Genomic DNA, 24594 nt, shown 5'->3' with positions numbered 1-24594 from the left:
GGGCGACCGCTCCGCTTCGGCCATGTGGCCGGTCCTCCGTGCGGTCCGCTCGTGGACGCCCTCGCCGGTGCCGTCGCCGCAGGGTGTCTCCATGAGCCGCGCCCTTGACGAAGTGCCGGCCGTCCGCGGCCGCGGCGACGAGGGCCGGGCGGACGTTCGCGCGCCCGACGGTCGCCCGCGAGCCGGTGCGGTCATTCGAGGCGCAGTTTCTCCACCAGTCGCGGATAGTCGCCGAAGGCGAGCTCGACCTGCCGGGGCGTGAGGCCGTACCGCCGCAGCTCGTACTCGTGCTGGCGGCCGACGCCCGGCCGCGCCAGGACGCCGTCGAGCGCCCGAGCGTCCGCTTCGGTCCACTGTGCCCCGATACGCTCGTAGAGTATCGGCACCTTCTCGTGGGGCTCGGCGGCGAGCCACGGGTAGGGCACGTCCACGAACACGTCGCGAGGCCACTCGACGCGCGCCTTCCGGGCCCGCTCGATCGCGTTCACCTGCAGCTTCAGCCACGTCTCGCCGATGGCGTCCAGGTCGGGGCGGTGCTCGTGCATTGCCTGCGAGGACTCCACGAGGGAGCACAGCGAGCCGAGCACGGTGATCGGGTCCCGGTGCGTCCAGATGATCCTGGCGTCCGGGAAGACCTTCCGGATCTCGGGCAGGTGGTCGAGGTGCATGGGGGACTTGAGGATCCAGCGCTTGCGCTTCCGGCCGTACTGCAGGACCTGCAGCGCCAGCTTCAGATACTCGTAGTCCGGCAGGGCGTCGCGCCGCTCCATCCATTCGTAGTACTTCGGCATGTGCACGCGCGCGAGGTGCTGGTGGCCGTGGGGGAGCAGGTAGTTGCACTCGTCGGGTTTCTCGGCGTCGAGCGGGTGGATGGTCTTGAACGCCGGGGCCAGCCGCATGAACGTGCCCACGAGCCGCCGGGTCTGTTTGACGCGGCGGCGCCTGGCCTCCTCGCCGCGGTCGATGTCGGTGAACATCCACTCCCACAGCGCCGGGCCGCGGTGGGCGGCGGACTTGGCGATGATGTTGTGCGCCAACGTGGTCGCCGTCCGCGGCAGGCCCACGATGAACACGGGGTCCACGATCGGCTCCTCGGTGATCGCCGGATGCTCGGCGACCAGGCGCGCGACCCGCAGCCGGTTCTCGAGGCGCATCCGCAGGTCGCCCTGGACGGACTGCCAGCCCATGGGGCTCAGGCGCGGACTGGCGGCGAAGCAGCGCATCAGCGTCCGCATCCCGTCGACGAAGTCGGGGACCTCGTCCCGGCTCCCTCCGGTGGCCCGCTCGGCCTTCGCGACGAGGCCGTCGAAGACCTTGTCGGGATTGCGGCGGCTCGCCATCGTCGGCTGCAGCGCGACGTTGAGGACGCTCGTGGTGGCGGACTTGCGGCGCATGGGGGTGCATCCTGTTCCTCAGAGCCTCGTCCGGCCCGAATGCCCGTCATTCTCGCACGGCCGGCACCGTCGGTCCAGTGTCGACTTGCGGCCGGGACGCGGGGCGGCGGGGCCCGAAGAGCGGACGGGCCGCAGTCGCCGGCGACCGATCGGGTAGGTTGGCATCGCAGGTTTACCGGTACATATCCTGCGGCAGGACCACGACCAAGGGGACCACGATGAAACCCTTCCCGCTCGCCCGCGTCGCGCTGCTCGACGGCCCCCTCGCCCGCGCCGTCCGCACCGACCTGGAGTACGTCCTCGCGATGGACCCCGACCGGCTGCTCGCCCCGTTCCTTCGCGAAGCCGGACTCCGACCGCGCGCCGCGAGCTACGGCAACTGGGAGGACTCAGGGCTCGACGGCCACATCGGCGGCCACTACCTCTCCGCGCTGGCGCTCCTGGCGGTCGTCACCGGCGAGCCCGAACCGCGGCGGCGACTGGACCACATGGTCGGTGAACTCGAACGCGCCCAAGAGGCCCTCGGCACCGGCTACGTCGGCGGCGTCCCCGGCGGCGCGGCGCTGTTCGAGAGCCTGCGCCACGGCGGCGTCGAAGCGGCCCGGTCGCTCGGTTCCAGCTCCCACTGGGTTCCCTGGTACAACCTGCACAAGACCTTCGCCGGCCTCATCGACGCCCACCGCCTGCTCGGCCACGATCGCGCGCTCGCCGTGGTCCTCCGGCTGGCCGACTGGTGGCTCGACATCGCCGCGACCATGGACGACGACGCGTTCGAGGCCATGCTCGACACCGAGTTCGGCGGCATGAACGAGGCGTTCGCCGACCTCGCCGCGCTCACCGGCCGCGAGGCCTACGCGGACATGGCCCTGCGCTTCTCGCACCGCGCCGTCCTCGACCCCCTCCTGGAACGGCGCGACGCCCTGACCGGGCGCCACGCCAACACGCAGATCCCGAAGGCCGTGGGCTACGCGGCCACCGCCGCGGTCCGCGGCGACCGCGACCTCCACGAGGCGGCACGGTTCTTCTGGCGCGAGGTCGTCGAGCGACGCACCGTCGCCATCGGCGGCAACAGCGTCCGCGAGCACTTCCACGCCGTGGACGACTTCTCGCACATGATCGAGGACCGCGAAGGCCCCGAGACCTGCAACACCTACAACATGCTCGAACTGACCAAGGCGCTCGCCGAGGCCTCGTTCGAACCCGCCCATCTCGACTTCGCCGAGCGCGCGATCCTCAACCACCAGCTGCCCTCCCAGCATCCCGAGCGGGGCGGCTTCGTCTACTTCACCCCGATGCGGCCGCGCCACTACCGGGTCTACTCGCAGCCGGAGCTCGGCATGTGGTGCTGCGTCGGCACCGGCATCGAAGCGCAGGCGAAGTACGGCGAGTGGGTCTTCGGCGAACACGAGGGCGCCCTCGCGGTGAACCTGTTCGTCCCGGCGCTCCTGGACGCCCCCGACTTCGGCGGCCGGTTCCGGATCGAGACGGCGTTCCCGGCCGACGAACACGTGCGCCTCGCGTGCGAACTGGACGGGGCGCGCGCGTTCCCGCTCCGCCTCCGGGTGCCCGGCTGGACCGAGGGCCTCACCGACCTCGCCGTCAACGGGGACGTGGTCGCCGCCGAGCAGGTCCCCGGGGCCGTCCTGATCGAACGGACCTGGGAGCCCGGCGACGTGGTCACGTTCCGCCTGCCGCTGCGGCTCCGGGCCGAGCGCCTGCCCGACGGCTCGCCGTGGCAGGCGTACTTCGCCGGGCCCGTGCTCCTCGCGGCCCGCGACGGCGACCGGGACCTGACCGGGCTGCTCGCCGACGACAGCCGCATGGGCCACGTGGCCCGCGGCCCGCTGCTCGGCTTCGCGGACGTGCCCGTCGTCGAAGACCTGCCCGCGGACGAGGTCCTCACTCGGGAAGGGCCGCTTCGCTTCCGGCTCGCCACCGCCGATCCGGTCGGCGGCGTGGAACTGGTCCCGTTCCATGACGTGCACGACAGCCGCTACACGATCTACTGGCCCGTCGCCGAGGCGTCGCGAACGCACGAACGCCGGGCGGCGCTCGCCGCCGCCGACCGCGATTCCCTCGCGCTCGACGCGATGACCGTGGACAAGGTCGCCTTCGGCGAGCAGCAGCCCGAGAGCGACCACGGCTTCCGCGGCGAGGCGACCGAGGTCGCGGTCGACGGGGACGGACGTCGCGCCCGCCGGACCGCGGCGGCCATGGCCGTGACGCTCAAAGACCCCGACCGCCAGGGGCATCTGCTCCGCGTCGGCTACCGGCTCGAAGGCGGCCCCGCCGCGGTCGCGGTGCGGCTCGGCGGCGTGCTCCTCGCCGAGGAGCGGTGGGACGAGGGCGTCGGCGGCTTCGACTGCGACTACGGCCTGCCCGGGCCGCTCACCGAGGAGCCGCGGGCCGGCGAACTCGAACTCGAGTTCACGGCCCTCGACGGCCGCCCGACCCCCGGCGTCACCACGGTGCGCCTGCTCCGTTGGGCCGCCCCGTAAGCGGCGTGCCCACGGCCGCCTTCAACCGATCGCGCCGAGGTACTCGGCGAACCACTCGCCGGCCAGTTCGGCCACGGACTCCAGCGCGCCGGGCTCCTCGAACAGGTGCGTCGCGCCCGGGACGACGGCGAGCCGGTTGGTCCCGCCCAGGAGCCGCTGCGCCGCGTAGTTGTAGTCCAGGACCGCCTCGTCGCGTTCGCCGACGACCAGCAGCGTGGGCGTCCTGACGTTCGGCAGATCGTCGACCGCCAGGTCGGGACGACCGCCGCGGCAGACGATCGCCCGCACCTCGACGCCGGGAGCCGTGGCGGCCGAGAGCGCCGCCGCCGCGCCGGTGCTCGCACCGAAGTAGCCGATCCACTCGTTCTGCGGGCCCGGCCGGTCCTGAAGCCAGTTGGTGACCGCGGTGAGCCGCTCGGTCAGCAGCGGTACGTCGAACGCGTACCGGCGGTGCTGCTCCTCGTCTCTGAGCAGGTCGAACAGGAGCGTCCCGAGCCCCGCCTCGTACAAGGCGTCGGCGACGTACCGGTTGCGTTCGCTGTGGCGGCTCGATCCGCTGCCGTGGGCGAACACCACCATGCCCAGCGCGTCCTCGGGCACGGCCAGCCGCCCCTCGAGTGCGCCGGAGCCCGTCGGAATCATCAAGATCTCCTCGCTCATCCGGCAGGCGTACCCCGCGCCGGAGGGCGTCATGCCCTCCGGCGCGCCGGTTTCAGACCGCCACGGCGACCGCGACGTTGCCGCGGGCGTGGTGCCCGAGCATGTGGGCCACGGCCGCCCCGGCCTCCTCGAGGGGATACGCGCGGTCGATGACGGTGGCGACCGCGCCCGAGGCGAGCAGTCCGCCGAGGTCGCGGAGGTGCTCGCGGTCGACGACGCAGGGGGAGAAGCGGACGTCGGCGCGCCGCGCCAGGCCCAGCAGCTTGGCGCGGGCCATCCGCCCGAGCCCGGCGAACACCCCGCCGCTGTTCCCGAGGCTGTTGGGGATGAGCACGCCGCCCGGAGCGAGGGCGCGGGCGGTGCGGCTCGGCGGGTGGTTGAGCACGTTGTCGAGGATGACGTCGTAGCGTTCGGGCGCTCGGGTGAAGTCCACTCGCGTGTAGTCGACGACGTGGCGGGCGCCCAGTTCGCGGACCATGTCGACGTTGCGGGGCCCGCAGACGCCGGTGACCTCGGCGCCGTAGTGCGCCGCGATCTGCACGGCGAAGGTGCCGACGCCGCCGGAAGCGCCGTTGACCAAGATCTTCGTCCCTCGCTCCACGCCCGCGGTGTCCCGCACGGCGCACAGTGCGGTCAGGCCGGACATGACCGCGGCCGCCGCCTCCTCGAAGCCGATCCCCGGCGGTTTCGCGACCAGCCGCTCCACGGGCGCGACCGTGTACTCGGCGAACGCGCCCGCGCTGGTGAACCCGTCGTCCCAGACCGAGCCGAAGACCTCGTCGCCGGGCCGCAGGTCGGTGACGCCCTCGCCGACCTCCTCCACGACGCCGGAGAGGTCGCTGCCGCGCACCGCGTCCGCGGGAGGGCGCAGACCCGCCTGGAGCCGCAGCACGTACGGGACGCCGGTGACCGCGGCCCAGTCCGGCGTGTTGACGCTGCTGGCCCGCACCCGGACCAGCACTGCCCCCGGGCCGGGCACGGGCCGTTCGATCTGCTTGACCCGGAGCACCTGCTCCGGCGGTCCGTAGCGCTCTTGGACGACGGCTCTCATGGCGGCTCCTCCGCGTGCTCGGCGACGCGTTCTGGAACACGCCGGCTTACGTTGTAAGACTGACTCTAGGCTTACGATGTAAGGCTGTCAAGCCGCAGCATGCCGCCGGGTCCGACACCACGCGTTTCGGACGCGTCAGGAAGCGGCGCGGAGGCGTTCGAGGCCGTCCAGGATCAGATCGAGCCCGAACTCGAACTCGGCCTGGTAATCGCACCATCCCAGCACCGCCCCGTCATGCGACGCGTCCGCGATCATCGCCGCCAGATGCGGCACCTGCTCGGCCATCGCCGCCACCGCCGCCTCCGATGCCGCCGGCGACCCGGCGCCGTCGGGGGTGAACAGCTCCTGCGAGAAGCCCAGCGCCCGGCTCCCGAGCGCGTGCAGCGCGCGGTGCCCCAGGTCGTAGCTGAACCCGCCCCGGCGCATCAGCGCCAGCACGCCGTCGAAGTACCGCGCCACCGCCAGACTCGTGCCCGTCCGCGTCTCGAACACCGAAGGCGCCCAAGGGTGCCGCAGCAGCACGTCGCGCGCGGCGAGGACGCGCCGCCGCATCGCCGTCCGCCAGTCGTCCTCGGGCTCGGGCGCGTCGAGCCCGGCTACGGCCTCCTCGATCTCGGCCATGACGACCTCGACCAGACCGTCCAGGACCGCCTCCTTGTTGGCCACGTGGTGGTACAGCGACATCGCCTCGACCCCGAGCGATTCGGCCAGGCTCCGCATCGTCAGCGCCGCGAGGCCGCGCTCGTCGGCGATGGCGACCGCCGAGCGCAGCACCCGCTCGCGGCTCAGCCCCGCCTGTGTCCCGGTCGACGCGCCCGTGCGCTTTCCCGCCATCACCACCCCTTCCGACGTCCGTACCGTACAGCGTAAGCCGCCCCGAGCGGCCCGGCTCACTCCGGAATCGGCCAGACGCGGCGGCGGACGGCGTACCCTCGGGGGACGATTGGCCCTGAAGAGGAACGATGTACGACTGGAACTGGCGCCGCATGCGCGAGCGCTACCGCCTGGCCGCCGCGGCCCCGCGCCCGGACGCGCGGTTCGTGAGCCGCTGGACCACCGTGGACGGCGTCGACATCCACTGCCGGACCACGCGCGACGACCCGCCGGGCAAGGCCCCGGTGCTGCTCGTCCACGGCATGGCCGTCTCGCACCGCTACCTCATGCCGCTGGCCGCGCTGCTCGCCGACCGGTACCCGGTGCGCGCGGTCGACCTCCCCGGCTTCGGTCTCAGCGGCGAGCCCGGGGCCGTGCTCGGCGTCCCCGCCCTGGCCGACCGGCTCGCCGCGTGGGTGGAGGCCACGGGCGAGGCGCCGGCCGCCCTGGTCGCCAACTCCTTCGGCACGCAGATCTCCGTCGCCCTCGCCGCCAGGCACCCGCATCTGGTCCGGAGCCTGGTCCTGGTGGGCCCCACCATGGACCCGGCCGCGCGCACCCGCCCTCGGCAGGCGCTGCGCTGGCTGCGCGGCCTGCCGTACGAGGACCCGAGCCAGCTGCCGATCATCCTTCGCGACCTGGCCGACGCCGGGCTCCGCCGGGCCTGGCGGACCTTCGGGATCGCTCTGGAGCATCACGTCGAATACGACCTGCCGAAGGTGCGGGTGCCCACCCTGGTCACTCGCGGCGCGAAGGAGGCGGTGGCCACGCAGCGCTGGGTCCGCGAGGTCGTGCGCCTCCTGCCGCACGGCGAGATGGCGGTCATCCCCGGGAGTCCGCACGACGCCACCTACACGACCCCGGTCGAGCTGGCCGAACTCGTGCTGCCCTTCCTCGACCGCACCCCGGCCGAGCCCTGACCCCTGGACCCGCAACCGATCACCGTCAGCGCCGCCGAGCATGGTCGACATCATCTCGGCCCTGCCGCCCTCCGTCTCGACATCGACTAATGTAAAGCTTACTTGACATCATGTCAGCGATGCTTTACTCTCATAGGGGTCCACCACCGAGGAGCCCTCCATCATGACCGCATCCGCAGGCCACACGCGACTTCCCTACGGCGAACGCCACGCCTGGGGCTACCTGACCACCGCCGTCGCCGTCCCGCTCGTCTACCTGGCGGTCATGCTCGACCGCCTCGCCGACACCGCCGCCGCCGACGTCGAGTTCCAGCGGCCGCTGCTCATCGCCGTCGCCGCGTCCATCGTCCTCAACATGTTCCTCGCCCCCGCGCCGCGCAAGGGCCGCGACCGGCAGGACGAGCGCGACACCCTGATCGCGCAGCGCGGCGTCCGCGCGGGCTTCTACGTGCTGGCCGCGGCCGTGCTCGTGCCGTTCGCCCTGGCCATGGTCGAGGCGCCTCACTTCTGGATCGCCAGCGGGATCTACTTCGCCTTCACGGTCGCGGCCTCCGCGGAGTCGATCGCCAGGATCGTCGGCTACCGGCGAGGGTGCTGACCGTGGGCAGGCGGACAAAGGTCACCAACAACATCCGGGCGCTGCGATTCGCCAACGGCGAGATGACGCAGGCGCAGCTCGCGGACCGCATCGACGTCACCCGCCAGACCGTCATCGCGATCGAGCAGGGCCGGTACTCGCCGTCCCTGGAGATGGCCTTCCAGATCGCGCGGGTCTTCGGCGTCCCGCTCGACGAGGTCTTCGGCTACGACGACTCGATCACCGGCTGAACGGTCCGCCGGCGCGTTGCGAACCGTGATCGCGGCCCTCGACCCGCTGCTCTCATAGCCCGGCACGGGCCGCGTTCTCCCTGACGGCGCTCGCGATCACGGGCGCCAGCGCCGCAGGGAGGTCGTGGCCGACGCCGGGGAAGGTCAACAGGCGGGAGCCTTCGACGGCCGCCGCGGCGGCCTTCCCCGCCTTCACTCGGAGCATCTGGTCGGCTTCACCGTGGAGCACCAGCAAGGGCTTGCGCAGTTCGCGGAGCCTCGGCCCGCTCCACTGCGCACCCATCTGGCGGCTCTGGGCCTCGTTGCCACGTGGAAAAGGGGCGGCGTGGAACCCATCCGACGCGGGCGGTCTGTGGGACCGGCCCAGGCGAGGCGGCCGAGGCCCGCACCCGAGTTCAGTCTCGCCGGATCGCCGCCGCAATGGGAATCGCCGACGACGACGGCCTCGCGGCCGTCACGATGCGTTCGGTCGCGGCGGTCCTCGGCGCTGTTCGACCGCGTCCTCACGCGTGTGCTGCGCGGCCTCATCGAGTCCGCGGACTCCTGAGGCCCGTCCTATTGGGACGACCACCAGGTCGACGGCGCGGCGGCGGTGAATCCGAGCGATTCGTACAGCGGCCTGCCCAGGCGCGAGGCCGTGAGCGTGACGGGCAGGCCGACGAGGTGGGCGAGGGATCCGAGCATCACGGCCCGGCCGACGCCGCGGGAGCGGAACGCCGGCGGCGTCCCGACCCAGTAGTGGCTGGCGAAACCGTTGGCCGCCACGGTGACGCACGCCCCGGCCACCTCGCCGTCGAGGCGGGCGACGAACACGTCCACGCCCGGCTCCTCCAGCAGCGCCATCGGGAACAGCTCGCCGCCGCGATGGGGCTCGAACCGGGTCAGCTCGAAACCCGCGATCACGGCCCGCTCGGCCGCGTGCACGTCGGCCTCCGTCTCCGCCCGGACCACCTCCATCGCCGGTTCGGCGACCGGACCGGCCGGGCGCACCATGATCGGCATCTGCCAGTGCCGCAAGCCCAGCGCGCCGAGATCGGTGGCGCCGAACGGGTCCTCGGCGTCCACCGGGCCTTCGGCGTTCCCGGCCATGGCGACGATCTCGTCGACCTCGTCCGCAGCGAGGCCGGGTTCCTGGATCAGCACGCGCAGGCCCGCACGCTCGTCACCGACGACGGCGAGGAAGCCGCGGCGGCGAATCACCTCGTGCCCGCGGGAGCGGCCCGTCGCGGCCCAGAAGGCCGCGGAATTGCGGGCCTGCAGCCGCGGCGCCTCGTCGAGGCCCGCGACGGGCTCGGGGGCGTTCGTCTCGATCGCCATGGCGGCGGACTCCTTTCCGTCGGTCACGAAGGCTGCGGGACCGGTTCGGTCCGTTCGTCGGCGGCCGTGCGGTCCAGACGCCGCAGCCGCCAGACGCCGTAGGCGACGAAGCCCGCGGCGACCGCGAGCTGCACCGGCCACGGGGCCGCGCCGGGGCTCGCGTACTGCGCGAAGTTGTAGACGGCGTGCGCGGCCACGAGCGGCCAGACCGTGGCCAGGTCGAATCGGACCGCGGCGTAGCAGAACCCGAAGGCCGCGGTGCTCACCACCTGGAAGGCCGTGTCGTCGATCGGCCGGTCGAACCACAGGCCCGACAGGGCATGGCCGAGGCCGAAGAGCACACCGCCCCAGACCGCGGCGGGCGTGCGGCCGAGCCGGGTCAGCACCCGGTGCACGACCCCGCGCCACAGGCTCTCCTCGCTGAGCCCGACGACCAGGCAGAACACGGCGATGCGCAGCAGCGTCTCGCCGCCGCCCTCGATGCCGCCGGGGACGAGGTACACGAGGCTGACCAGGAACAGCGGCACCGTCACCGCGACGGCCCGAGGCCGGTCGCGATCCGGGGCGAAGCCGCTGGAGCGCCAGTTCCCCAGCGCCGCGGCCGCCAGCAGCGGGACGGGCAGCGTGCAGAGCGTCACCAGCGTGGACGTCAGATGCGGAGCGTCCAGCCCTGGAACGAGTTCGGCGCCCGCGAAGAGGACGGCGTGCCACACCAGGGCGAGGAGCGAGGCGAGGAGGACCGGCGGCAGGGCGCGCCGGGAGCCGTGAGGGGTCACGTACGCGATTCTAGACCGCGCGCGAGCCCGACGGGGTCGCGCGATCCCGGTCGCCGCCGAGGCGCCGAATCCGCTGTTTCGCATTATCGTCACTTTCCGTGACATGATGCCGCTTGTGTGTGATCGTTATGGGCGGACAAGGGGGGATGTCGACATGACGGAGAAAGCGGCGACCAAGGCGCAGGACGGCGCATTGGCGAGCGAGCAGGGCAAGACCACCATCGCCGACCAGGTGGTCGCGAAGATCGCGGGCATCGCGACTCGCGAGGTCGACGGCGTGTACCGCCTCGGCGGCGGCGTCAGCCGCACCGTTGGCGCGATCCGCGAGCGCATACCCGGCTCGCGCACCAACTACGGCCAGGGCGTCTCGGTCGAGGTCGGCGAACGCCAGGCCGCGATCGACCTCGACTTCACCGCCGAGTACGGCATCGCGCTCGCCGACCTCGCCGCCGGCGTGCGGCGCAACGTGGTCGACTCGGTCGAGCGCATGACCGGGCTCGAGGTCACCGAGGTCAACATCCTGGTGCACGACGTCCATCTCGAAGACGAGTCCGAGGACGAGTCCGAGGGCGAATCGCGGGTGGAGTGACGCCCGTGCCCGCCCAGACCGGCGACTTCGCCGACCGCGCCGAGAGGATCGCCGCCGCCGTCCTCGCCGTACCGGGAGTGCGGGAGCTGCACGGCGGCCCCCGAGGCGAGATCGCGGTGTTCCTGCCGGGGCGGCGCATTTCGGGGCTCCGCCTCGACGACGCCGCCTGCGGCGTCCACATAACCGTCCACTGGGGCGCCGACATGCAGCGCACCGCCTCCGCCGTCAGGAAGGCCCTCAAGCCGCTCACGGGCGGCCTGCCGGTGGCCGTCACCGTGGAGGACGTGGGCGAACCGAGAGACGAGGACCGATCATGAAAGCATCGTTCGCCGGCATGCTGGCCGGCCTGCTGCTGGCGCTGGCCGTCATCACCGGCGGCTTCACCGGCTTCCTCCTCGCCCTCGTCCTCGGCGCCGTCGGCTTCGCGGTCGCGGGACGGATGAGCGGCGAGGTCGACGTGCTCGACAAGTTCCGAGGTCGCCGTGGCTGACGAGTCGTTCGCGCTCGCCGACCTTCCCGGCGCGGGATCCGACCGGCCGCCCGAGGAACGCGGAGCGCTGGAGATCGAGGACACGGCCGTCACGCACGTCATCGAAGGCGCGGCCCGCCGAGCGCCCGGCGGCGCCTCGCGCACCGGCCTGCTCGGACGCGACGTCTATCCGCGCGCCCACGTCTCGGTCAGGCACGGCCGGATCTGGGCCCGCCTCGACGTCGGGGTCCGCTGGCCGGGGCCGACCGCGGCCACCGCCCGCGACCTCGCCCGCCGCGTCCGCGAGGAGGCCGCTCGCATCACCGGCTACGAGATCGCCGCCCTCGACGTCATCGTCCACTTGACCGGCGGCGACGACGCCCCGGAACGGAGGGTGCGATGACGTCGCGCGACCCCCGCCGCCGTCCCGCGGTGGCCTGGTACGGCCTCGTCGGGGCGCTGCTCCTCGCCGGACTCGCGGTCCTCGCCGGGCAGCACTTCGCCGCCGAACGCGGCTGGACGTCGCACGAATCCTGGCTGCGCCGAGCGATGGGGTTCCTCGAGGACCCGCGCCCGTCGACCTGGATCGTCGCCGGGGGGATCGCCGCGGCGATCCTCGGCCTGCTGTTCCTGGTCATCGCGTGCCTGCCGGCCCGCCGCAGTCACCGGCGCGCCGAAGGCCACCCGAACCTGTGGGTCTCGCGGCAGGCGATCGAGGCGATGGCCGCCGACGCCGCCGAGCGCGCGCCCGGGGTGCTCCACGGCCGCGCCACCCTGCGCCGGCGACGCCTGCACGTGGAGGCCCTGCTCGTCCCCGACGCCCCGAACGGCGTGGCCGGCATCGCCGAAGCGGTGGGGGACCGGCTCTCGGGGCTCACGGACCCGGAGGTCTCGGTGCAGGCGAAGGAGCGGACACGATGAGGACACTGGCGATCGACCGGCCCGCCGCGATACTGCTCGGCCTGCTGCTCCTGGCGGCGGGCGCGACCGTGATCGACTGGCGCTTCGACCTGGTCGGCATGTGGGATCGGCTCGACACCGGAGCGGTCGTCGCCGCGGCCGAGGAAGACTGGTTCACCTGGACCGCGGGCGCGGTGGCGCTCGTCTCCGGGATCCTCGCGCTGTGGTGGCTGCTCGCGCGCCTTCCGCGCCGCGTCGAGAGCCGGGTGCCGATCGGCTCGGACGGGGCCGACCGCGTCGACATGGACGTCAGCTCGATCGCCCCCTGCCTGTGCGAGGAACTGGAGCGCAACGCCCCGGTGGACCACGTCACCGCCAAGCGCATTCCCGTCGGCGCGGGTCAACTGGTGCAGCTGCGGGCCGACGTCGACCCCCGGGCCGACGGCGAGTCCCTCGTCAAGGCCGCCGGCGCGCTCGACGAGGCGGTCACGACCGCCTTCCCCGACGGCGAGGTCACCGTGCGGGTCCTCGTGGACGGCCCGCGCCGCCCCGGCTCCCGCCGCACGCCACGCGTCCACTGAGGACCCACCCCGACGGTCAGGCCATCGCGGCGTCGATCGCCGCGTCGGCCCGCGCGAACAGCTCCCGGTAGTGCCGGTCGCGCTCCGCCCCGGTCAGCTGCTGGCCTTCGCTGTCGAACAGCGCCGCCGTGCGGGTGTCGGGGATGTCGCAGTACTCCGAGATGCCGCGGCGCAGCGTCTCCAGGAGCGTGAGCGTGAGCTCCGAATTGGGGTCGTCCTCGGTGAGCCCGGCCAGGGCGAGCCAGAGCATCCGCTTCCCGGCCATCGGCGACTGGCGGCGCCCGTAGGCGAGCCCGTAGTTCCACACCCGGTCGAACCAGCCCTTCAGCAGGGCCGGCAGCCCGAACCACCACACCGGGAAGACCGGCACGATCAGATCGGCGGCGTGGACGCGGGCGATGTGGCGGTGGACCTCTTCGGTGTAGCGCTTGTCGCGGTCGCCGTAGTCGGGCTCGTCGGCGACGCTGTTGCGAGGGTCGAAGCCCTCGGCGTGCAGGTCCAGCAGGTCGACGCGGTAGCCGTTCAGTTCCAGGCGCTTCGCGGCCCGCTCGGCGACCGCTGCCGTCAGCGAATCGGAGCGGTGGTGGGCGACGACGATGAGGGCGGTGGGTGCGATCTCGTTCATGCCGCAAGTACACCGCCGATCCGGTGGACGGACCATGGTCGAAAACCGGAACTTCCTTTGCGATCGTCTATCCTTGCCAGCATGGACCCATTGAGCGACATGCTCGCCGGCATCCGCGCCGAGGAGGCGGCGGTCGACCGCGTGGAACCCGGCCGGCACTGCTCCCTCGGCGACGGCTCGCCGCTGACGATGCTCACCGTCGTCCGCGGCGACGTCCTGCTCACCGGCCGGGACGGCGCCGAGCGCAAGGTCCGCGCGGGCAGCACCGCCATCGTCCGCGGCCCCGAACCGTTCCACGTGAGCGACGCCGCCGACGCCGGCCCCCACGGCCCGGCCGCCTCCGGCCCCGCCGCATTCGACCCTGCCGCCTTCGTCCATGGCGCCTACCGGAAGCTCCGCCCCCGGCACGAACGCCTGCTGCGGACCCTCCCCCGGACGCTCGTCCTCGAAGAGGAACGCGTCGACGACGTCCTCTGGCTCAGAGGCCTGGAGGACGCCCTCGCCCGCCGCCATCAGCCCGGCGGGCGGTCCCTCGTGGACCGGGTCCTCGACTGGGGGCTCGTCTGCACCCTCAGCTGCTGGTTCGACCGCCAAGGCGCCGCGGCCCCGGACTGGTACCGCGGAGCGCTCGACCCGGTGGCCGGGCCCGCGCTGGAGGCGATCCACGAGCGCCCGGCCGAACGCTGGACCGTGGGCGCACTGGCCGCCGCGGCGGGCGTGTCGCGGGCCCATTTCGCCAAGCGCTTCACCGAAGTCATGGGCCGACCGCCGCTCGCCTACCTCACCGAGTGGCGGATGTGCCTCGCCGAGGACCTGCTCGCCGACCCCGACCTTTCCGTGGCCGCCGTCGCGAAGACGGTCGGCTACGCCGATCCGTTCGCGTTCAGCACGGCCTTCAAACGCCTCCACGGCCGCAGCCCGAGGGAGTTCCGCGCCCGCGCGGCCTGAGCGGTCGCCGGGCCGGAGCACCCGGCGCCGGTGCCCGCACGCCGGAGGCGCGCCGTCAGGCCGAATCGTCCAGGGCCGCTTCGCGTTCGGCGCGCCAGTTCGCCAGATAGGGCAGTGCGGCGTCGTGGGCGTGCACCTCCCGGGCGGCCCTCGCCGCCGGGGCGAGCGACCGCATGTCGGCCTCGTCCACGCGCCACGCGTACGGGAACGGGTGCCACAGGTGAAAGTGCTCCATCCACAGCAGCACCAGATCGCCGTCGGATTCGAGTTCCTGGGTGCTGATGCCGCCGCGCTCATTGCGCTCGATCACCCAGCCCTGCGGCTCGCGCGGGCTCGCGGTGAACACCGGGTCGACGTCCCAGCTCCACCGTCCGTCCGACAGCGCGCGCGGCGCGTGGGAGTGGAACCGCCCGAGCGTCTCGGCGAAGACGGCGGGCGTCCACGGGGCCGGGAAGAACGTCGCCATCGCGGCCTCCAGCTCCAAGGCGGTGAGCTGCGGCGAGACCGGGCCGCGGGTCGTCAGCGCCGCGCCGAGGATCTTCGCCGCCAGCGACGTCCCCTCGTCCACGAGCGCCACGTGCAGCTGGAGCAACCGCGTGAAGCGCCCCCGAGCCTCGGCGTCCGCGAACGGCGGCACCGGGATCTCGGGGACGGCGGGACGGCCCCAGGGGACTCGCGTGGAGAGGAACTCGCGCATCCCGCAAGTCTGCCCGACGGCACCGACAAGGCGGCCGTGCGGTTCGGCCACGCGCACATGGGTAACCACAGTGGAGCGGGCCGCCCGAGGCGCGGCCCCCGGCTGCGAGGAGGAACCGTGCGCGCGTCATTCGTGGGAATGCTGGCCGGCATGCTGCTGGCCTTGGCGATCGTCATGGGCGATGCCATGGCCGTGCTCCTGGTCATCGTGCTCGGCGGCATCGGATTCGTCGTCGGGGCCATGCTCAGCGGCGAGCACCGCTCGTTCCGGCGGACCCGCCGGCGCCGACGCTGACGCAGGTAGGGTGGGGCTGTCTTCGGGAATGAAGGGAGCTCACGGTGAGCCTCAGCGTGCTGTTCATCGGCGGTACCGGTCGGATCTCCACCTCGTGCGTGCGGGAGGCCGTCCGCCAAGGCCTCGACGTCACCGTCCTCAATCGGGGGCGCACGAGCGAGCGGACGCTGCCGCCGGGAGTCGAGGTCGTCACCGGCGACATCGGCGATCCCGACTCGGTCCGCGCCGCTCTCGGCGACGCCTCCTACGACGCGGTCGTCAACTGGGTGAACTTCACGCCCGACCAGGTCAAGCGCGACATCGACCTGTTCGCGGGCCGCACCGGCCAGTACCTCTTCATCTCCTCCGCGAGCGCGTACCAGACCCCGCCCACGCGCCTGCCCGTCACCGAGTCGACCCCGCTCAAGAACCCGCACTGGCAGTACTCGCGCGACAAGATCGCCTGCGAGGAACTGCTCGTCCAGGCCTACCGCGAATCCGACTTCCCGGCCACGATCATCCGGCCCTCCCACACCTACGACGAGACCATGCTGCCCTTCGACGGCGGCTGGACCGTCGTGGACCGCATGCGCGCCGGCAAACCCGTCATCGTCCACGGCGACGGCACGTCACTGTGGACGATCACGCACGCCCGCGACTTCGCCGTCGGCTTCACCGGCCTCCTCGGCAAGGAGGCCGCGATCGGCGAGGCCTTCCACATCACCGGCGACGAGGCGCCGACCTGGAACCAGATCTTCGCCCACGTCGCCGACGCCGCCGGGGTGGCCGAGCCGAACCTCGTGCACGTCGCCTCCGAGGCCATCGCCGCCGCCGCTCCCCAGTGGGGCGCGGGGCTCCTCGGCGACAAGGCCCACTCGATGGTCTTCGACAACGGCAAGGTCAAGCGCCTCGTCCCCGAGTTCGGCCGGCGCACCACCCCGTACAAGCTCGGGGCCCGCGAGGTCGTCGCCTGGTACGACGCCCACCCCGAGCACCAGGTCGTCGACCCCGAAGTCGACGCGGTGATGGACCGGCTCGCCGAGCACTTCGCCCCGCGCGCCTTCTAGGGGTGTTCGAGCATCCCTGACGGCCGCCATCCGGCCCGCCCGCCCGTCGGCCCACCACCACCCTGACCGGTCGCCGCTGCGCGGCGGCCCTCCGCGGGCCCGCTCGCTGCGTTGTCGGCCCTCCTGGTACAACACCGCTATCGGGAGGGCCTTCCGCCTTGCGAGCGAACACATGGACTCGGACACCGACTCGCCGGGGATGCTCGAACACCCCTAGTCCCCGACCAGCTCCCAACCGTCGGCGACGAGGTCCGCGTCCTCGCACAGGAGGGCGCGGCCCTCGCGCACCTTCACCTTGTCGACGTACACGCCCCGGCCCTGATAGAAGGAGTCGCTCGTGTACCGCCACCGCACCTGCACCGTGCCGTCCGGCAGCTTCGCGTCCGCGTCGATCCACTGGCGTCCCGAGAAGCCCGAGAAGGCGCCCTCGGTCCGCCAGCGGTGGTCCTCGGTGCGCAGATCCAGCGACACCGGCGTCCACGCGGCGCCGTCGGCACTCGCCTCGAACACCGCCGTGTCCGTGGCCTCGGTGTCGTACCAGAGCGCGAACGACGCCTTCGCCCCCGACGTCGGCCGCGAGAGCGTCCCCGTCAGCGTCGCAGTGGCGCCGTCCACCTGGCCCGAGTACCACGCCTCCCTCCCGGTCTTCGGCTTCACCGGCACCGCCCGACCCATCGGACGGCTCGCCGCCCGGCGGTAGGCGCTCGCCGTGCCCCAGTTCCGCGTCGGGTGCACGCGGTTGGTGAGCAGCACCAGCAGGGTCCCGGCGAGCGGGTCGAGCACGAGCGCCGTCCCCGTGTACCCGGTGTGGCCCACCGTGACCGGCGAACTCATCGCGTCCATGTACCAGCGCTGGCCGAGCTGCCAGCCCAGACCCCGCGAGGCGCCCTCGCCCATCCCGGCGTTCTCGTTGGTGAACACCAGACGCGCGGTGGACTCGCTGAGGATCTCCGCGCTCCCGTAGCGGCCGCCGTTGAGGATCATCTGCCCGAAGACCGCCAGGTCCCAGGCCGTGGCGAACACCCCGGCGTGCCCGGCGACGCCGCCGAAGGCCCACGCGTTCTCGTCGTGGACCTCGCCGTGCACCAGGCCCCGGCCGGTCCACGGCTGATGCTCGGTGGCGGCGGTCCGGTGGCGGTCGGACGGGTTGTAGCCGGTGTCCCGGAGTCCGAGCGGTTCGCACACCAGCTCGTCCACGAGCGCGTCGAGCGGCTTCTCGGCGACCGCTTCGAGGACCTTGGCGAGGACGATGAGGTTCAGGTCGGAGTACTCGTAGCCGCTCCCGGGCGGGCGGCGCAGCGGGTACCGGTAGATCGCCTCCATGCGGGCCTGCTCGTCGGGCAGGTCGTAGAGCTTGATGAACGCGATCATGCCGGAGGTGTGGGTCAGGAGGTGGCCCAGCGTGATGGGGGTCTTGTCCGGGTCGAGGGCGTCGAAGTCGGGCAGGTACTCGACCACCGGGACCTTGAGGTCGATGAGGCCCTCGTCCATGAGGACGCCGGTCACGGTGGCGGTGAACAGCTTCGAGATCGAGGCCAGGTCGTACACGGTGTCGCGCTCGGCGGGCGCCCACTCGGACGGGGGCAGCTCGACGGCGGTCTTCGTCGCCTCGTCCCAGCCGGAGTAGCGGAGGCGGTGCCCGCCGGCCTCGTGCGCGACCACGACGCCGTGGCGCGCCGCGAGGACGGTGTAGCCGGGGAAGGCCGGGGCGGGCCCTTCCATGAACGGCTCGAGGGCGGGCGTGATCCGGTCCACGTGCTCGGCCGTCAGCCGGGCTTCGCGGCAGGTGCCGTGTCGCAGATGCAAGGGGCTTTCCGGGAACGTCACATCGTACGGTCCGGCACTGGGAGGGCCGGTGAGTTCGGACATTGAGGGGGTCTCCTCGGCATTGGCGCGGGAGGCGAACGCGAGCGCCAGCGCCGCCCCCGCCGCGCCCCCGAGCATGGTTCGACGCTGCATCGTGTCTCCTGGTTATCGTGCCATCACTGAGCGGTGTTGCGGTAGAGCAAATACGACTCTCTTTGCTCGGAAAACGCATCCAATTCCTCGGCCCACAGGGCCGTCACGTCGTCGACGTCCGCGCCCTCCTCGATCGCGAGGCGGACCGCCTGGTTGCCGGTGAGCTTGTCCAGCCAGAACGACGTGACGTCCTGCGAGCGCCACCCGTACTGCGGGAAGGCCCGGCGCTGCTCGATGATCATCGCCAGGCCGGTGCGGATCGGGTCGAATTCCCCCCTGTGGGTGACATGGAGGTCCACGCCTCCGCACACCCGGCCGGACCACTTGGAGAACGTGGGCGTGAAGTAGGCCTCGCGGAAGCGCGTCCCCGGGAGCCCTTGCAGCGCCTCCGACCAGGTGTGGTCGATCTCGGGCGCGCCGAGCAGCTCGAACGGCTTGGTGGTGCCGCGCCCCTCGGAGAGCGCGGTGGCCTCGAACAGGCACGTGCCCGGGTAGACGACGGCGGTCTCGACGGTGGGCATGTTCGGGGAGGGGGCGACCCACGGCAGGCGCGTGTCCTCGAAGTACATGCGGCGCTTCCAGCCGCGCATCTTCACGACGGTGAGGTCGACCGGCGTGGGGAGGAACTCGCCGTTGAAGAACGACGCGAGCTCGCCCACGGTCATGCCGTGGCGCTGGGCGATCGGCTTGAGGCCCACGAACGTCGCGTGCTCGGGGTGGAGCACCGGTCCGCTCGCGGCCGTCCCCGATCCCGGGTTGGGGCGGTCGAGCACGACGAACCGCAGTCCGAGCTGCCCGGCGGCCTCCATCGCGAGGTACATGGTCCAGATGTAGGTGTAGAACCGGGCGCCGACGTCCTGGATGTCGAAGACCACGGTCTCGACCCCGGCGTCGGCGAGGAGCCCGGCCATCCGGTCCTTGTTGTTGTAGGCGTTGTAGACGGGGATGCCGGTCTTCGGATCGAGGAAGAAGTCCTCGCCTTCGCCGGCCTGCGACACGCCGCGGAAGCCGTGCTCGGGGCCGAAGACGGCGACGACGTCGACCTTGCCGCTGCCGTGCATGAGGTCCACTTCGTGGCTCAGGTCCGGGAGCACGCCAGTGGGGTTGGAGATGACGCCGACCCGCTGGCCGGCGAGTTCGGCGAAGTCGTTCTCGGCGAGGACTTCGATGCCGGTGCGGACCCGTTTGCCGTTCGCCTGCGCGGGCACCGCGGCGCCCGTGGCGAGGGCGGCTCCGGCCAGTGCGCTCCCGAGGAGCTTTCTGCGTTGCATCACTGTCTCCTATGCGTAGGTGAGGCCGTGGCCGAAGGCGAAGAGGACCGCCTCGGGGTCGTCGGCCTTCGGAATGTCGACGGGAAGTCTGCCCTGGGGCCGGATCGCGCCGAGGATGACCGCGACCGCCGATTCGAGCCCGTCGGCCGCGTACGAGTAGGTCGCCAGGTAGGCGTTCACGTCGTCGGGGAAGTACGCGATGTCGTACGGGTTCCTGACGCCGACGGCGACGAGCGGGACGCCGGTGGCCGCGAGGGCCTTGACCAGCGCGGCCTGGGACGGGTTGGTCGCGACGCCGTTGGTGCTCACCACGATGAGGCCTGTGCCGTCGGCGGCCGCGACTGCGGCGTCGATCTGCGCCTGCGTCGGCGCGGCGCCGGTGACGACCCTGGAGGCCGACCAGCCGCGGCGGCCGAACTCGGCGGCGATCGAGGAGGTGGTGGCCTCGCCCCAGCCGGTCACGAGCACGAATCCGCCGTCGGTGACCATCGGCAGGGTCCCGTCGTTCGTGACGAGGGTGGTGGTCCGGTCGCTGATCGCCTGCGCCGCCTCGATGCCGGCAGGGGTCCCCACGATCTCGGCGACCGCGTCCGGGTCGGCGTAGGGGTCGTCGAAGAGCCCCAACCGGTACTTGAGGCGCAGGATGCGCGTGACCGACTCGTCGATGCGCCGCTCGGTGAGCTCGCCGTCGCCGACGGCGGTGAGCACCGCGTTGTAGGCCAGGTCGAGGTCGACGGGCATGAGCAGCACGTCGACGCCGGCGAGCAGCGCGAGCACGGGGATGCGGTCGTCGCCGTAGCCTTCGCGCACGCCCTCCATGGCGAGCGAGTCGGTGACGACGACGCCGTCGTAGCCGAGCTCCTCGCGCAGGAGCCCGGTGATGATCGGCTCGGAGAGCGTGGCGGGCGCCAGGGAGGCGTCCAGGGCCGGGAACTGGATGTGGGCGCTCATGATCGCGTGGACCCCGGCGTCGATCGCGGCGCGGAACGGCGGCGCGTCGATCGCCTGCCACTCCGCGTAGGTGTGGTCGATCTGCGGGAGGTCGGTGTGGCTGTCCTCCGCGGTGTCGCCGTGGCCGGGGAAGTGTTTGACGGTGGCCGCGAGGTCGCACCGGGCCTGGTAACCCTCCACTTGGGCCGCGGTGAAGCCGGCGACGTGCTCGGCGTCGGACCCGAAGGAGCGCACCCCGATCACCGGGTTGGCCGGGTTCACGTTGACGTCGGCGACGGGCGCGAAGTTCACGTTGAGGCCCATGGCCCGCAGTTCGGCGCCGCCGATGACGGCCGCCTCGCGGGCGGCCTCGACGTCGTGGGTCGCGCCGAGCGCCATCGCGCCGGGCAGCTGCGTCGCGGGCGGGCCGACGCGGGTGACGATGCCGTGCTCCTGGTCGGTCGCGATGAGCAGCGGCGTTCCACCGTCCGCTGTGGACGCGGCCTGGAGTCCGTTGGAGAGGGCGGTGATCTGGTCGGGGTTCGCCACGTTGTTCGACCAGGCGAAGTAGATGATGCCGCCGGGTCGGTAGGTCTCGATGAGCTGGGCGGCGTTGTCGACCCCGTGGGTCCGCTGGTTCTGCGCGACGTCGGCGGGATCGCGGGTGTCGGCGGTGCGGCCGTAGGCGTAGACCGTGAAGAGCTGGCCGACCTTCTCCTCCAGGGACATGGCCTTGAGGCGGCGCTTGACGAACTTCCGCTCGTCCTTGTCGCCGTGGTCGTGGCGGCCGTGGGCTTGCGCCGTGCCTGCGGCGGCGGCGGCCGCTGCGGCTCCGAGCGCGGCGGCCAGCACGGTCCTGCGGGGATGGGTCTCCATAGGACGGACTCCAGTCTGAGCGATGAGCGGGGGTCGGGCCCCTCGCCGGCCGGTTCGGCCGAGGCTGGCCCGTTCCGCTCATCCTGGCAGAAAGCTTCACGTGAAGGCAAGACTACGGAGAGAATTTTCAGAAAGGCGGCCGCGGACCGATCCCCGCCTCACGCCAGCGCAGGCTCCCCGAAATGCAGCATGCCCGCATCGGCGTCCAAGACCGCCCTGAGCCCCAAGGGAACCGTCATCGCCGGCTCGCAGTGGCCGAAACCGAACTCCTCGACCACGGGGACGCCCAGATCCCCGAACTGGTCCTCCAGCACGGTCCGGATCGGCTCGTACGGTCCGCAGGCCGCGAACGAACCCGCCACGACGCCGGCCAGGCCATCGAACCAGCCCGCGCGGCGCAGGTGCGTCAGCATCCGGTCGATCCGGTAGGGCCGCTCGTCGGTGTCCTCGATGAGCAGGATCGCGCCCTCCAGGTCGCCGCGGTGCTCGGCCGTGCCGATCCCGTTCGCGAGCATCGCCAGGCAGCCGCCCGCGGTGACCCCCGAGGCGCTGCCGCCGACGATCGCGCGAGCCGTGGGGGAGGCGATCTTCTGGGTCAGTTCGGGTGCGAACAGGGTCTGCCGCAGGTGCTCGTTCGTGGGCCGGTCGTTCAGGAACACCGACCAGGTCGGCATCGGGCCGTGGATCGACGCGACGCCCAGGTGGAGCGCGACGGCCTCATGCAGCGTGGTGACGTCGCTGAACCCGATGAGCGCCTTCGGCTCGGCCTCCCGCAGCGCCGCCCAGTCCACGAGGTCCACCATCCGGTTCGCGCCGTAGCCGCCGCGCGCGGCGAACACGGCCGCGAACTGCGGATCGGCCCAGGCCGCCTGGAAGTCCGCCGCCCGTGCCGCATCGGTCCCGGCGAGCTGGTCGAACCGCTCGTATCGGTCCCGGGCGTGCGGCATCAGGACCGGGTCCAGGCCCCAGCCGCGCAGCGCCTCGAACGCGGCGTCGAAGCGCTCGGCGGGGGCGGGGCTGGACGGCGACAGCACCGCCACGCGGTCGCCGGGGACGAGGCGGCGCGGCCGGCGCAGCGGCGCGAGGCTCACGGCTTGAGCTCCAGCTCGATCCCCTCGGGAGCCTCGAAGCCGAACACCTGGGCGTACAGGGCGTGCTCGGCGAGCACCGCGTCGACGATCGTCGAGGCCTGCCGGAACCCGTGCTGCTCGCCCTCGTACGCGCGGTAGGCGTGCGGGACGCCCTTGCCCTCGATGCGCTCCAGCAGCCGCTCGGCCTGGGCGGGCGGGCAGATCTCGTCCTCCAGTCCCTGCAAGAGGATGAAGGGGACCTCGATGCGTTCGGCGTGGTGCACCGGGGACCGCTCGCGCGAGCGCTCCTCCAACCGGTCCGGCGGGCCCACGAGCGAGTACACGTACTGCGACTCGAAGTCGTGCGTGTCGTCGGCGGTCCAGCCCGACAGGTCCAGGATCGGGTACTTGACCACCGCGCACGCGTACACGCCGCGGGACGCCTCCGCGGTCAGCGACGCGGCGGCGGTCCAGCCCCCGGCGCTGCCGCCGCGGATCGCGAGGCGCGAGGGGTCGGCGCCGCCTTCGGCGGCCAGCGCCCGCGCGACCGCCGCGCAGTCCTCGACGTCCACTTCGCCCCATCGTTCGTGCAGGCGCTCGCGGTAGTCGCGGCCGTAGCCGGTGGACCCCCCGTAGTCGACCTCGACGACGCCGATGCCGCGCGAGGTGAAGTACGCCAGCTCCATGTCGAGCACGGCCCGCGCGCCGCTGGTCGGCCCGCCGTGGACCCACACCGCGTACGGCGGCGGTTCGCCTTCGGGCCCTTCGTGTGCGGGGTTGCGCGGCGGATAGACGTGCGCGTGGATCTCCCGGCCGCCGGGGCCCTCGAACGTGCGGTGCTCGGGCACCGGGTAGTAGGCCGGGTCGACCGCGTCCCGGTGCGGCGCGGCCACGACCCGCGTGGCGTTGTCCTTCGCGGTGTCGACCTCGACCACCTCGTAGCCGGTGCTCGGGCTCGCGGCCAGGCCGTACACCTTGTCGCCCACGGTGCAGACCCCCGGGGCCCAGTCGGTCCACGGCCCCTCCACCGGGACCATCTTGCGGCCCCAGGCGTCGAAGACGCCGAGGCGGTTCTCGCCCTTGCCGTGGACGGCGGCGATGTCGCCGCTGGCGAGGATTCCGAACCAGCGCGACCCGAGCGTCCACATCGGGCCCGCGAACTCCTCTTCGGCGCGGTGGACCGGCCCGTGCTCGCCGTGCTCGGCGTTCACGGTGTCGACCCAGTGGAGGTTCCACCAGCCGGTGCGGTCCCCCGCGTAGACGATCGTGCCGTCCGAGCTCCACTCGATCTGCGCGATCGACTCGCCGTCGCCGCCCGCCACGGTCCGGAACGGGCCGACCTCGCCGTCCATCGCGACGTCGGCGACGCGCACCTCGGTCTCGTCCCAGGGCATGTGCGGATGGTTCCAGGCGATGCACGCCACCTGCTGCCCGAACGAGGTCAGCTTCGGGCCCGTCAGGAACCGGTACGAGTCGTCGCTCAGTTCGCGGATCCTCGCTCGGTCGCCCGCGGCCGAGCCGTCGAGCGGCACCGCGGCGAGCACGCGGCGCACGTCCGTGGGCCGCGCTCCGGTGAACTCCTCCAGGACCGCCCAGACCTCGCCGTACTCCTCCAGGATCACCGGTTCGCACCAGCGCAGCCCGGCGGGGATCGCCGGTACGGGCGTGAGCGGGACCGGATCGGTCCCGGCGTCGGGGTCGAACCGGTAGAGCCGCTGGTCCGTGAAGTTCGTGAACACCACGATGAGGCCGTCCTCGCCGTGGCCGCCCGCCCACGGGTGGCCGCCGTACTCGTGGACGCGATTGCGCACGTTCCACGGCGGCGGCAGGACCGACTCGGTCGTGCCGTCCTCGCGGCGCCGGATCAGGGCCTTGCGGCCGCCTTCGCTCGGGCGCGGCTCGGTCCACCACAGCTCGCCGCCGACGGCGCCGAGGTGCCCCGGACGCCCGTCCGCGGCCGCGACCATGTCGACGGTGATGGGGGACTGCCAGGCGCCGTAGGGTGTCTGCTCGACCATGAGT

Annotated in this window: 27 protein-coding genes; 13 read left to right on the top strand and 14 right to left on the bottom strand. The window is 72.6% G+C overall.

Annotated features, from left to right (window positions below):
* Positions 1–191: 191 nt before the first annotated feature.
* Positions 192–1394 (bottom strand): sulfotransferase, encoded by a 1203-nt coding sequence (locus tag K3N28_RS19845; RefSeq protein ID WP_228094495.1) that lies wholly within the window; start codon positions 1392–1394, stop codon positions 192–194.
* Between the two features lie 218 nt (positions 1395–1612).
* On the opposite strand from K3N28_RS19845, the gene K3N28_RS19840 reads away from it, so the two are divergent.
* Complete coding sequence (locus K3N28_RS19840; protein WP_228094494.1) at positions 1613–3892, top strand: beta-L-arabinofuranosidase domain-containing protein; 2280 nt, start codon at positions 1613–1615, stop codon at positions 3890–3892.
* Positions 3893–3913: 21 nt separating this feature from the next.
* Here the strand turns inward: K3N28_RS19840 and K3N28_RS19835 are convergent, their stop codons facing one another.
* The 3 genes from K3N28_RS19835 to K3N28_RS19825 all read right to left on the bottom strand — a co-directional run bounded on the left by K3N28_RS19835 (position 3914) and on the right by K3N28_RS19825 (position 6437).
* The gene (locus tag K3N28_RS19835; RefSeq protein ID WP_228094520.1) at positions 3914–4534 is read right to left on the bottom strand and encodes a dienelactone hydrolase family protein; all 621 of its coding nucleotides are present in this window, start codon (positions 4532–4534) and stop codon (positions 3914–3916) included.
* 70 nt (positions 4535–4604) lie between these two features.
* Positions 4605–5603, bottom strand: a complete 999-nt coding sequence (locus tag K3N28_RS19830) for an NAD(P)-dependent alcohol dehydrogenase (RefSeq protein WP_228094493.1) — start codon at positions 5601–5603, stop codon at positions 4605–4607.
* A 135-nt stretch (positions 5604–5738) separates the two neighbouring features.
* On the bottom strand, positions 5739–6437 hold the full coding sequence (locus K3N28_RS19825; RefSeq protein WP_228094492.1) for a TetR/AcrR family transcriptional regulator C-terminal domain-containing protein: 699 nt from the start codon (positions 6435–6437) through the stop codon (positions 5739–5741).
* A gap of 128 nt (positions 6438–6565) precedes the next feature.
* On the opposite strand from K3N28_RS19825, the gene K3N28_RS19820 reads away from it, so the two are divergent.
* The 3 genes from K3N28_RS19820 (at position 6566) to K3N28_RS19810 (ending at position 8224) form a co-directional block, all read left to right on the top strand.
* A complete protein-coding gene (locus tag K3N28_RS19820) occupies positions 6566–7396 on the top strand; it encodes an alpha/beta fold hydrolase (RefSeq protein ID WP_228094491.1) in 831 nt (276 codons plus the stop codon).
* A gap of 163 nt (positions 7397–7559) precedes the next feature.
* A complete protein-coding gene (locus tag K3N28_RS19815) occupies positions 7560–7994 on the top strand; it encodes a hypothetical protein (RefSeq protein WP_228094490.1) in 435 nt (144 codons plus the stop codon).
* Between the two features lie 2 nt (positions 7995–7996).
* Positions 7997–8224, top strand: coding sequence for a helix-turn-helix transcriptional regulator (locus tag K3N28_RS19810; RefSeq protein WP_228094489.1), 228 nt, complete (start codon positions 7997–7999; stop codon positions 8222–8224).
* Positions 8225–8276: 52 nt separating this feature from the next.
* Here K3N28_RS19810 and K3N28_RS19805 read toward each other — a convergent pair whose 3' ends face one another.
* From K3N28_RS19805 to K3N28_RS19795, 3 genes are all read right to left on the bottom strand, one after another.
* The gene (locus tag K3N28_RS19805) at positions 8277–8507 is read right to left on the bottom strand and encodes an alpha/beta fold hydrolase (protein ID WP_228094488.1); all 231 of its coding nucleotides are present in this window, start codon (positions 8505–8507) and stop codon (positions 8277–8279) included.
* A 272-nt stretch (positions 8508–8779) separates the two neighbouring features.
* On the bottom strand, positions 8780–9541 hold the full coding sequence (locus tag K3N28_RS19800; RefSeq protein ID WP_228094487.1) for a GNAT family N-acetyltransferase: 762 nt from the start codon (positions 9539–9541) through the stop codon (positions 8780–8782).
* Between the two features lie 23 nt (positions 9542–9564).
* Positions 9565–10317 carry a CPBP family intramembrane glutamic endopeptidase gene (locus K3N28_RS19795; protein WP_228094486.1) on the bottom strand — a complete coding sequence of 251 codons (753 nt, stop codon included), beginning with the start codon at positions 10315–10317 and terminating at the stop codon, positions 9565–9567.
* Between the two features lie 154 nt (positions 10318–10471).
* On the opposite strand from K3N28_RS19795, the gene K3N28_RS19790 reads away from it, so the two are divergent.
* The 6 genes from K3N28_RS19790 to K3N28_RS19765 are packed head-to-tail and all read left to right on the top strand — an operon-like array spanning position 10472 to position 12856.
* Positions 10472–10906, top strand: a complete 435-nt coding sequence (locus tag K3N28_RS19790; protein ID WP_228094485.1) for an Asp23/Gls24 family envelope stress response protein — start codon at positions 10472–10474, stop codon at positions 10904–10906.
* 5 nt (positions 10907–10911) lie between these two features.
* The gene (locus tag K3N28_RS19785) at positions 10912–11223 is read left to right on the top strand and encodes a hypothetical protein (RefSeq protein ID WP_228094484.1); all 312 of its coding nucleotides are present in this window, start codon (positions 10912–10914) and stop codon (positions 11221–11223) included.
* Positions 11220–11396, top strand: coding sequence for a hypothetical protein (locus K3N28_RS19780; protein WP_228094483.1), 177 nt, complete (start codon positions 11220–11222; stop codon positions 11394–11396). Before K3N28_RS19785 ends, K3N28_RS19780 begins: the two co-directional genes overlap by 4 nt.
* On the top strand, positions 11389–11778 hold the full coding sequence (locus K3N28_RS19775; RefSeq protein ID WP_228094482.1) for a hypothetical protein: 390 nt from the start codon (positions 11389–11391) through the stop codon (positions 11776–11778). Before K3N28_RS19780 ends, K3N28_RS19775 begins: the two co-directional genes overlap by 8 nt.
* Positions 11775–12296: a DUF6286 domain-containing protein gene (locus tag K3N28_RS19770; RefSeq protein ID WP_228094481.1), complete on the top strand. Its 522-nt coding sequence runs from the start codon at positions 11775–11777 to the stop codon at positions 12294–12296. The genes K3N28_RS19775 and K3N28_RS19770 overlap by 4 nt, the downstream gene beginning before the upstream one ends.
* Complete coding sequence (locus K3N28_RS19765) at positions 12293–12856, top strand: hypothetical protein (RefSeq protein WP_228094480.1); 564 nt, start codon at positions 12293–12295, stop codon at positions 12854–12856. The genes K3N28_RS19770 and K3N28_RS19765 overlap by 4 nt, the downstream gene beginning before the upstream one ends.
* 16 nt (positions 12857–12872) lie before the next feature.
* On the opposite strand, the gene K3N28_RS19760 is transcribed toward K3N28_RS19765, so the two are convergent.
* Positions 12873–13481: an NAD(P)H oxidoreductase gene (locus tag K3N28_RS19760; RefSeq protein WP_228094479.1), complete on the bottom strand. Its 609-nt coding sequence runs from the start codon at positions 13479–13481 to the stop codon at positions 12873–12875.
* Between the two features lie 81 nt (positions 13482–13562).
* Here K3N28_RS19760 and K3N28_RS19755 point away from each other — a divergent pair, with 81 nt between their 5' ends.
* The gene (locus tag K3N28_RS19755) at positions 13563–14429 is read left to right on the top strand and encodes an AraC family transcriptional regulator (protein WP_228094478.1); all 867 of its coding nucleotides are present in this window, start codon (positions 13563–13565) and stop codon (positions 14427–14429) included.
* A gap of 55 nt (positions 14430–14484) precedes the next feature.
* On the opposite strand, the gene K3N28_RS19750 is transcribed toward K3N28_RS19755, so the two are convergent.
* On the bottom strand, positions 14485–15126 hold the full coding sequence (locus tag K3N28_RS19750; protein WP_228094477.1) for a hypothetical protein: 642 nt from the start codon (positions 15124–15126) through the stop codon (positions 14485–14487).
* Between the two features lie 117 nt (positions 15127–15243).
* Between K3N28_RS19750 and K3N28_RS19745 the strand changes: the two genes are divergently transcribed.
* Together K3N28_RS19745 and K3N28_RS19740 are read left to right on the top strand one after the other, a co-directional pair.
* Positions 15244–15420: a hypothetical protein gene (locus tag K3N28_RS19745; protein WP_228094476.1), complete on the top strand. Its 177-nt coding sequence runs from the start codon at positions 15244–15246 to the stop codon at positions 15418–15420.
* Positions 15421–15464: 44 nt separating this feature from the next.
* Positions 15465–16466 carry an SDR family oxidoreductase gene (locus K3N28_RS19740; protein WP_228094475.1) on the top strand — a complete coding sequence of 334 codons (1002 nt, stop codon included), beginning with the start codon at positions 15465–15467 and terminating at the stop codon, positions 16464–16466.
* 213 nt (positions 16467–16679) lie between these two features.
* Here K3N28_RS19740 and K3N28_RS19735 read toward each other — a convergent pair whose 3' ends face one another.
* The 5 genes from K3N28_RS19735 to K3N28_RS19715 form a co-directional block, all read right to left on the bottom strand.
* Positions 16680–18425 (bottom strand): serine hydrolase domain-containing protein, encoded by a 1746-nt coding sequence (locus K3N28_RS19735; protein ID WP_228094474.1) that lies wholly within the window; start codon positions 18423–18425, stop codon positions 16680–16682.
* 23 nt (positions 18426–18448) lie between these two features.
* Positions 18449–19696 carry an exo-beta-N-acetylmuramidase NamZ domain-containing protein gene (locus tag K3N28_RS19730; RefSeq protein WP_228094473.1) on the bottom strand — a complete coding sequence of 416 codons (1248 nt, stop codon included), beginning with the start codon at positions 19694–19696 and terminating at the stop codon, positions 18449–18451.
* Positions 19697–19705: 9 nt separating this feature from the next.
* Complete coding sequence (locus K3N28_RS19725; RefSeq protein WP_228094472.1) at positions 19706–21502, bottom strand: glycoside hydrolase family 3 protein; 1797 nt, start codon at positions 21500–21502, stop codon at positions 19706–19708.
* 158 nt (positions 21503–21660) lie between these two features.
* The gene (locus K3N28_RS19720; protein WP_228094471.1) at positions 21661–22593 is read right to left on the bottom strand and encodes an LD-carboxypeptidase; all 933 of its coding nucleotides are present in this window, start codon (positions 22591–22593) and stop codon (positions 21661–21663) included.
* Entirely contained in the window at positions 22590–24590 is a 2001-nt protein-coding gene (locus tag K3N28_RS19715; RefSeq protein WP_228094470.1) for a S9 family peptidase, read from the bottom strand. The genes K3N28_RS19720 and K3N28_RS19715 overlap by 4 nt, the downstream gene beginning before the upstream one ends.
* Positions 24591–24594 lie beyond the last annotated feature (4 nt).

The sequence above is a fragment of the Glycomyces sp. TRM65418 genome, assembly GCF_019710475.1.
GTDB lineage: Bacteria > Actinomycetota > Actinomycetes > Mycobacteriales > Micromonosporaceae > Glycomyces.
This window is presented reverse-complemented; position numbering and strand designations above follow the sequence as displayed.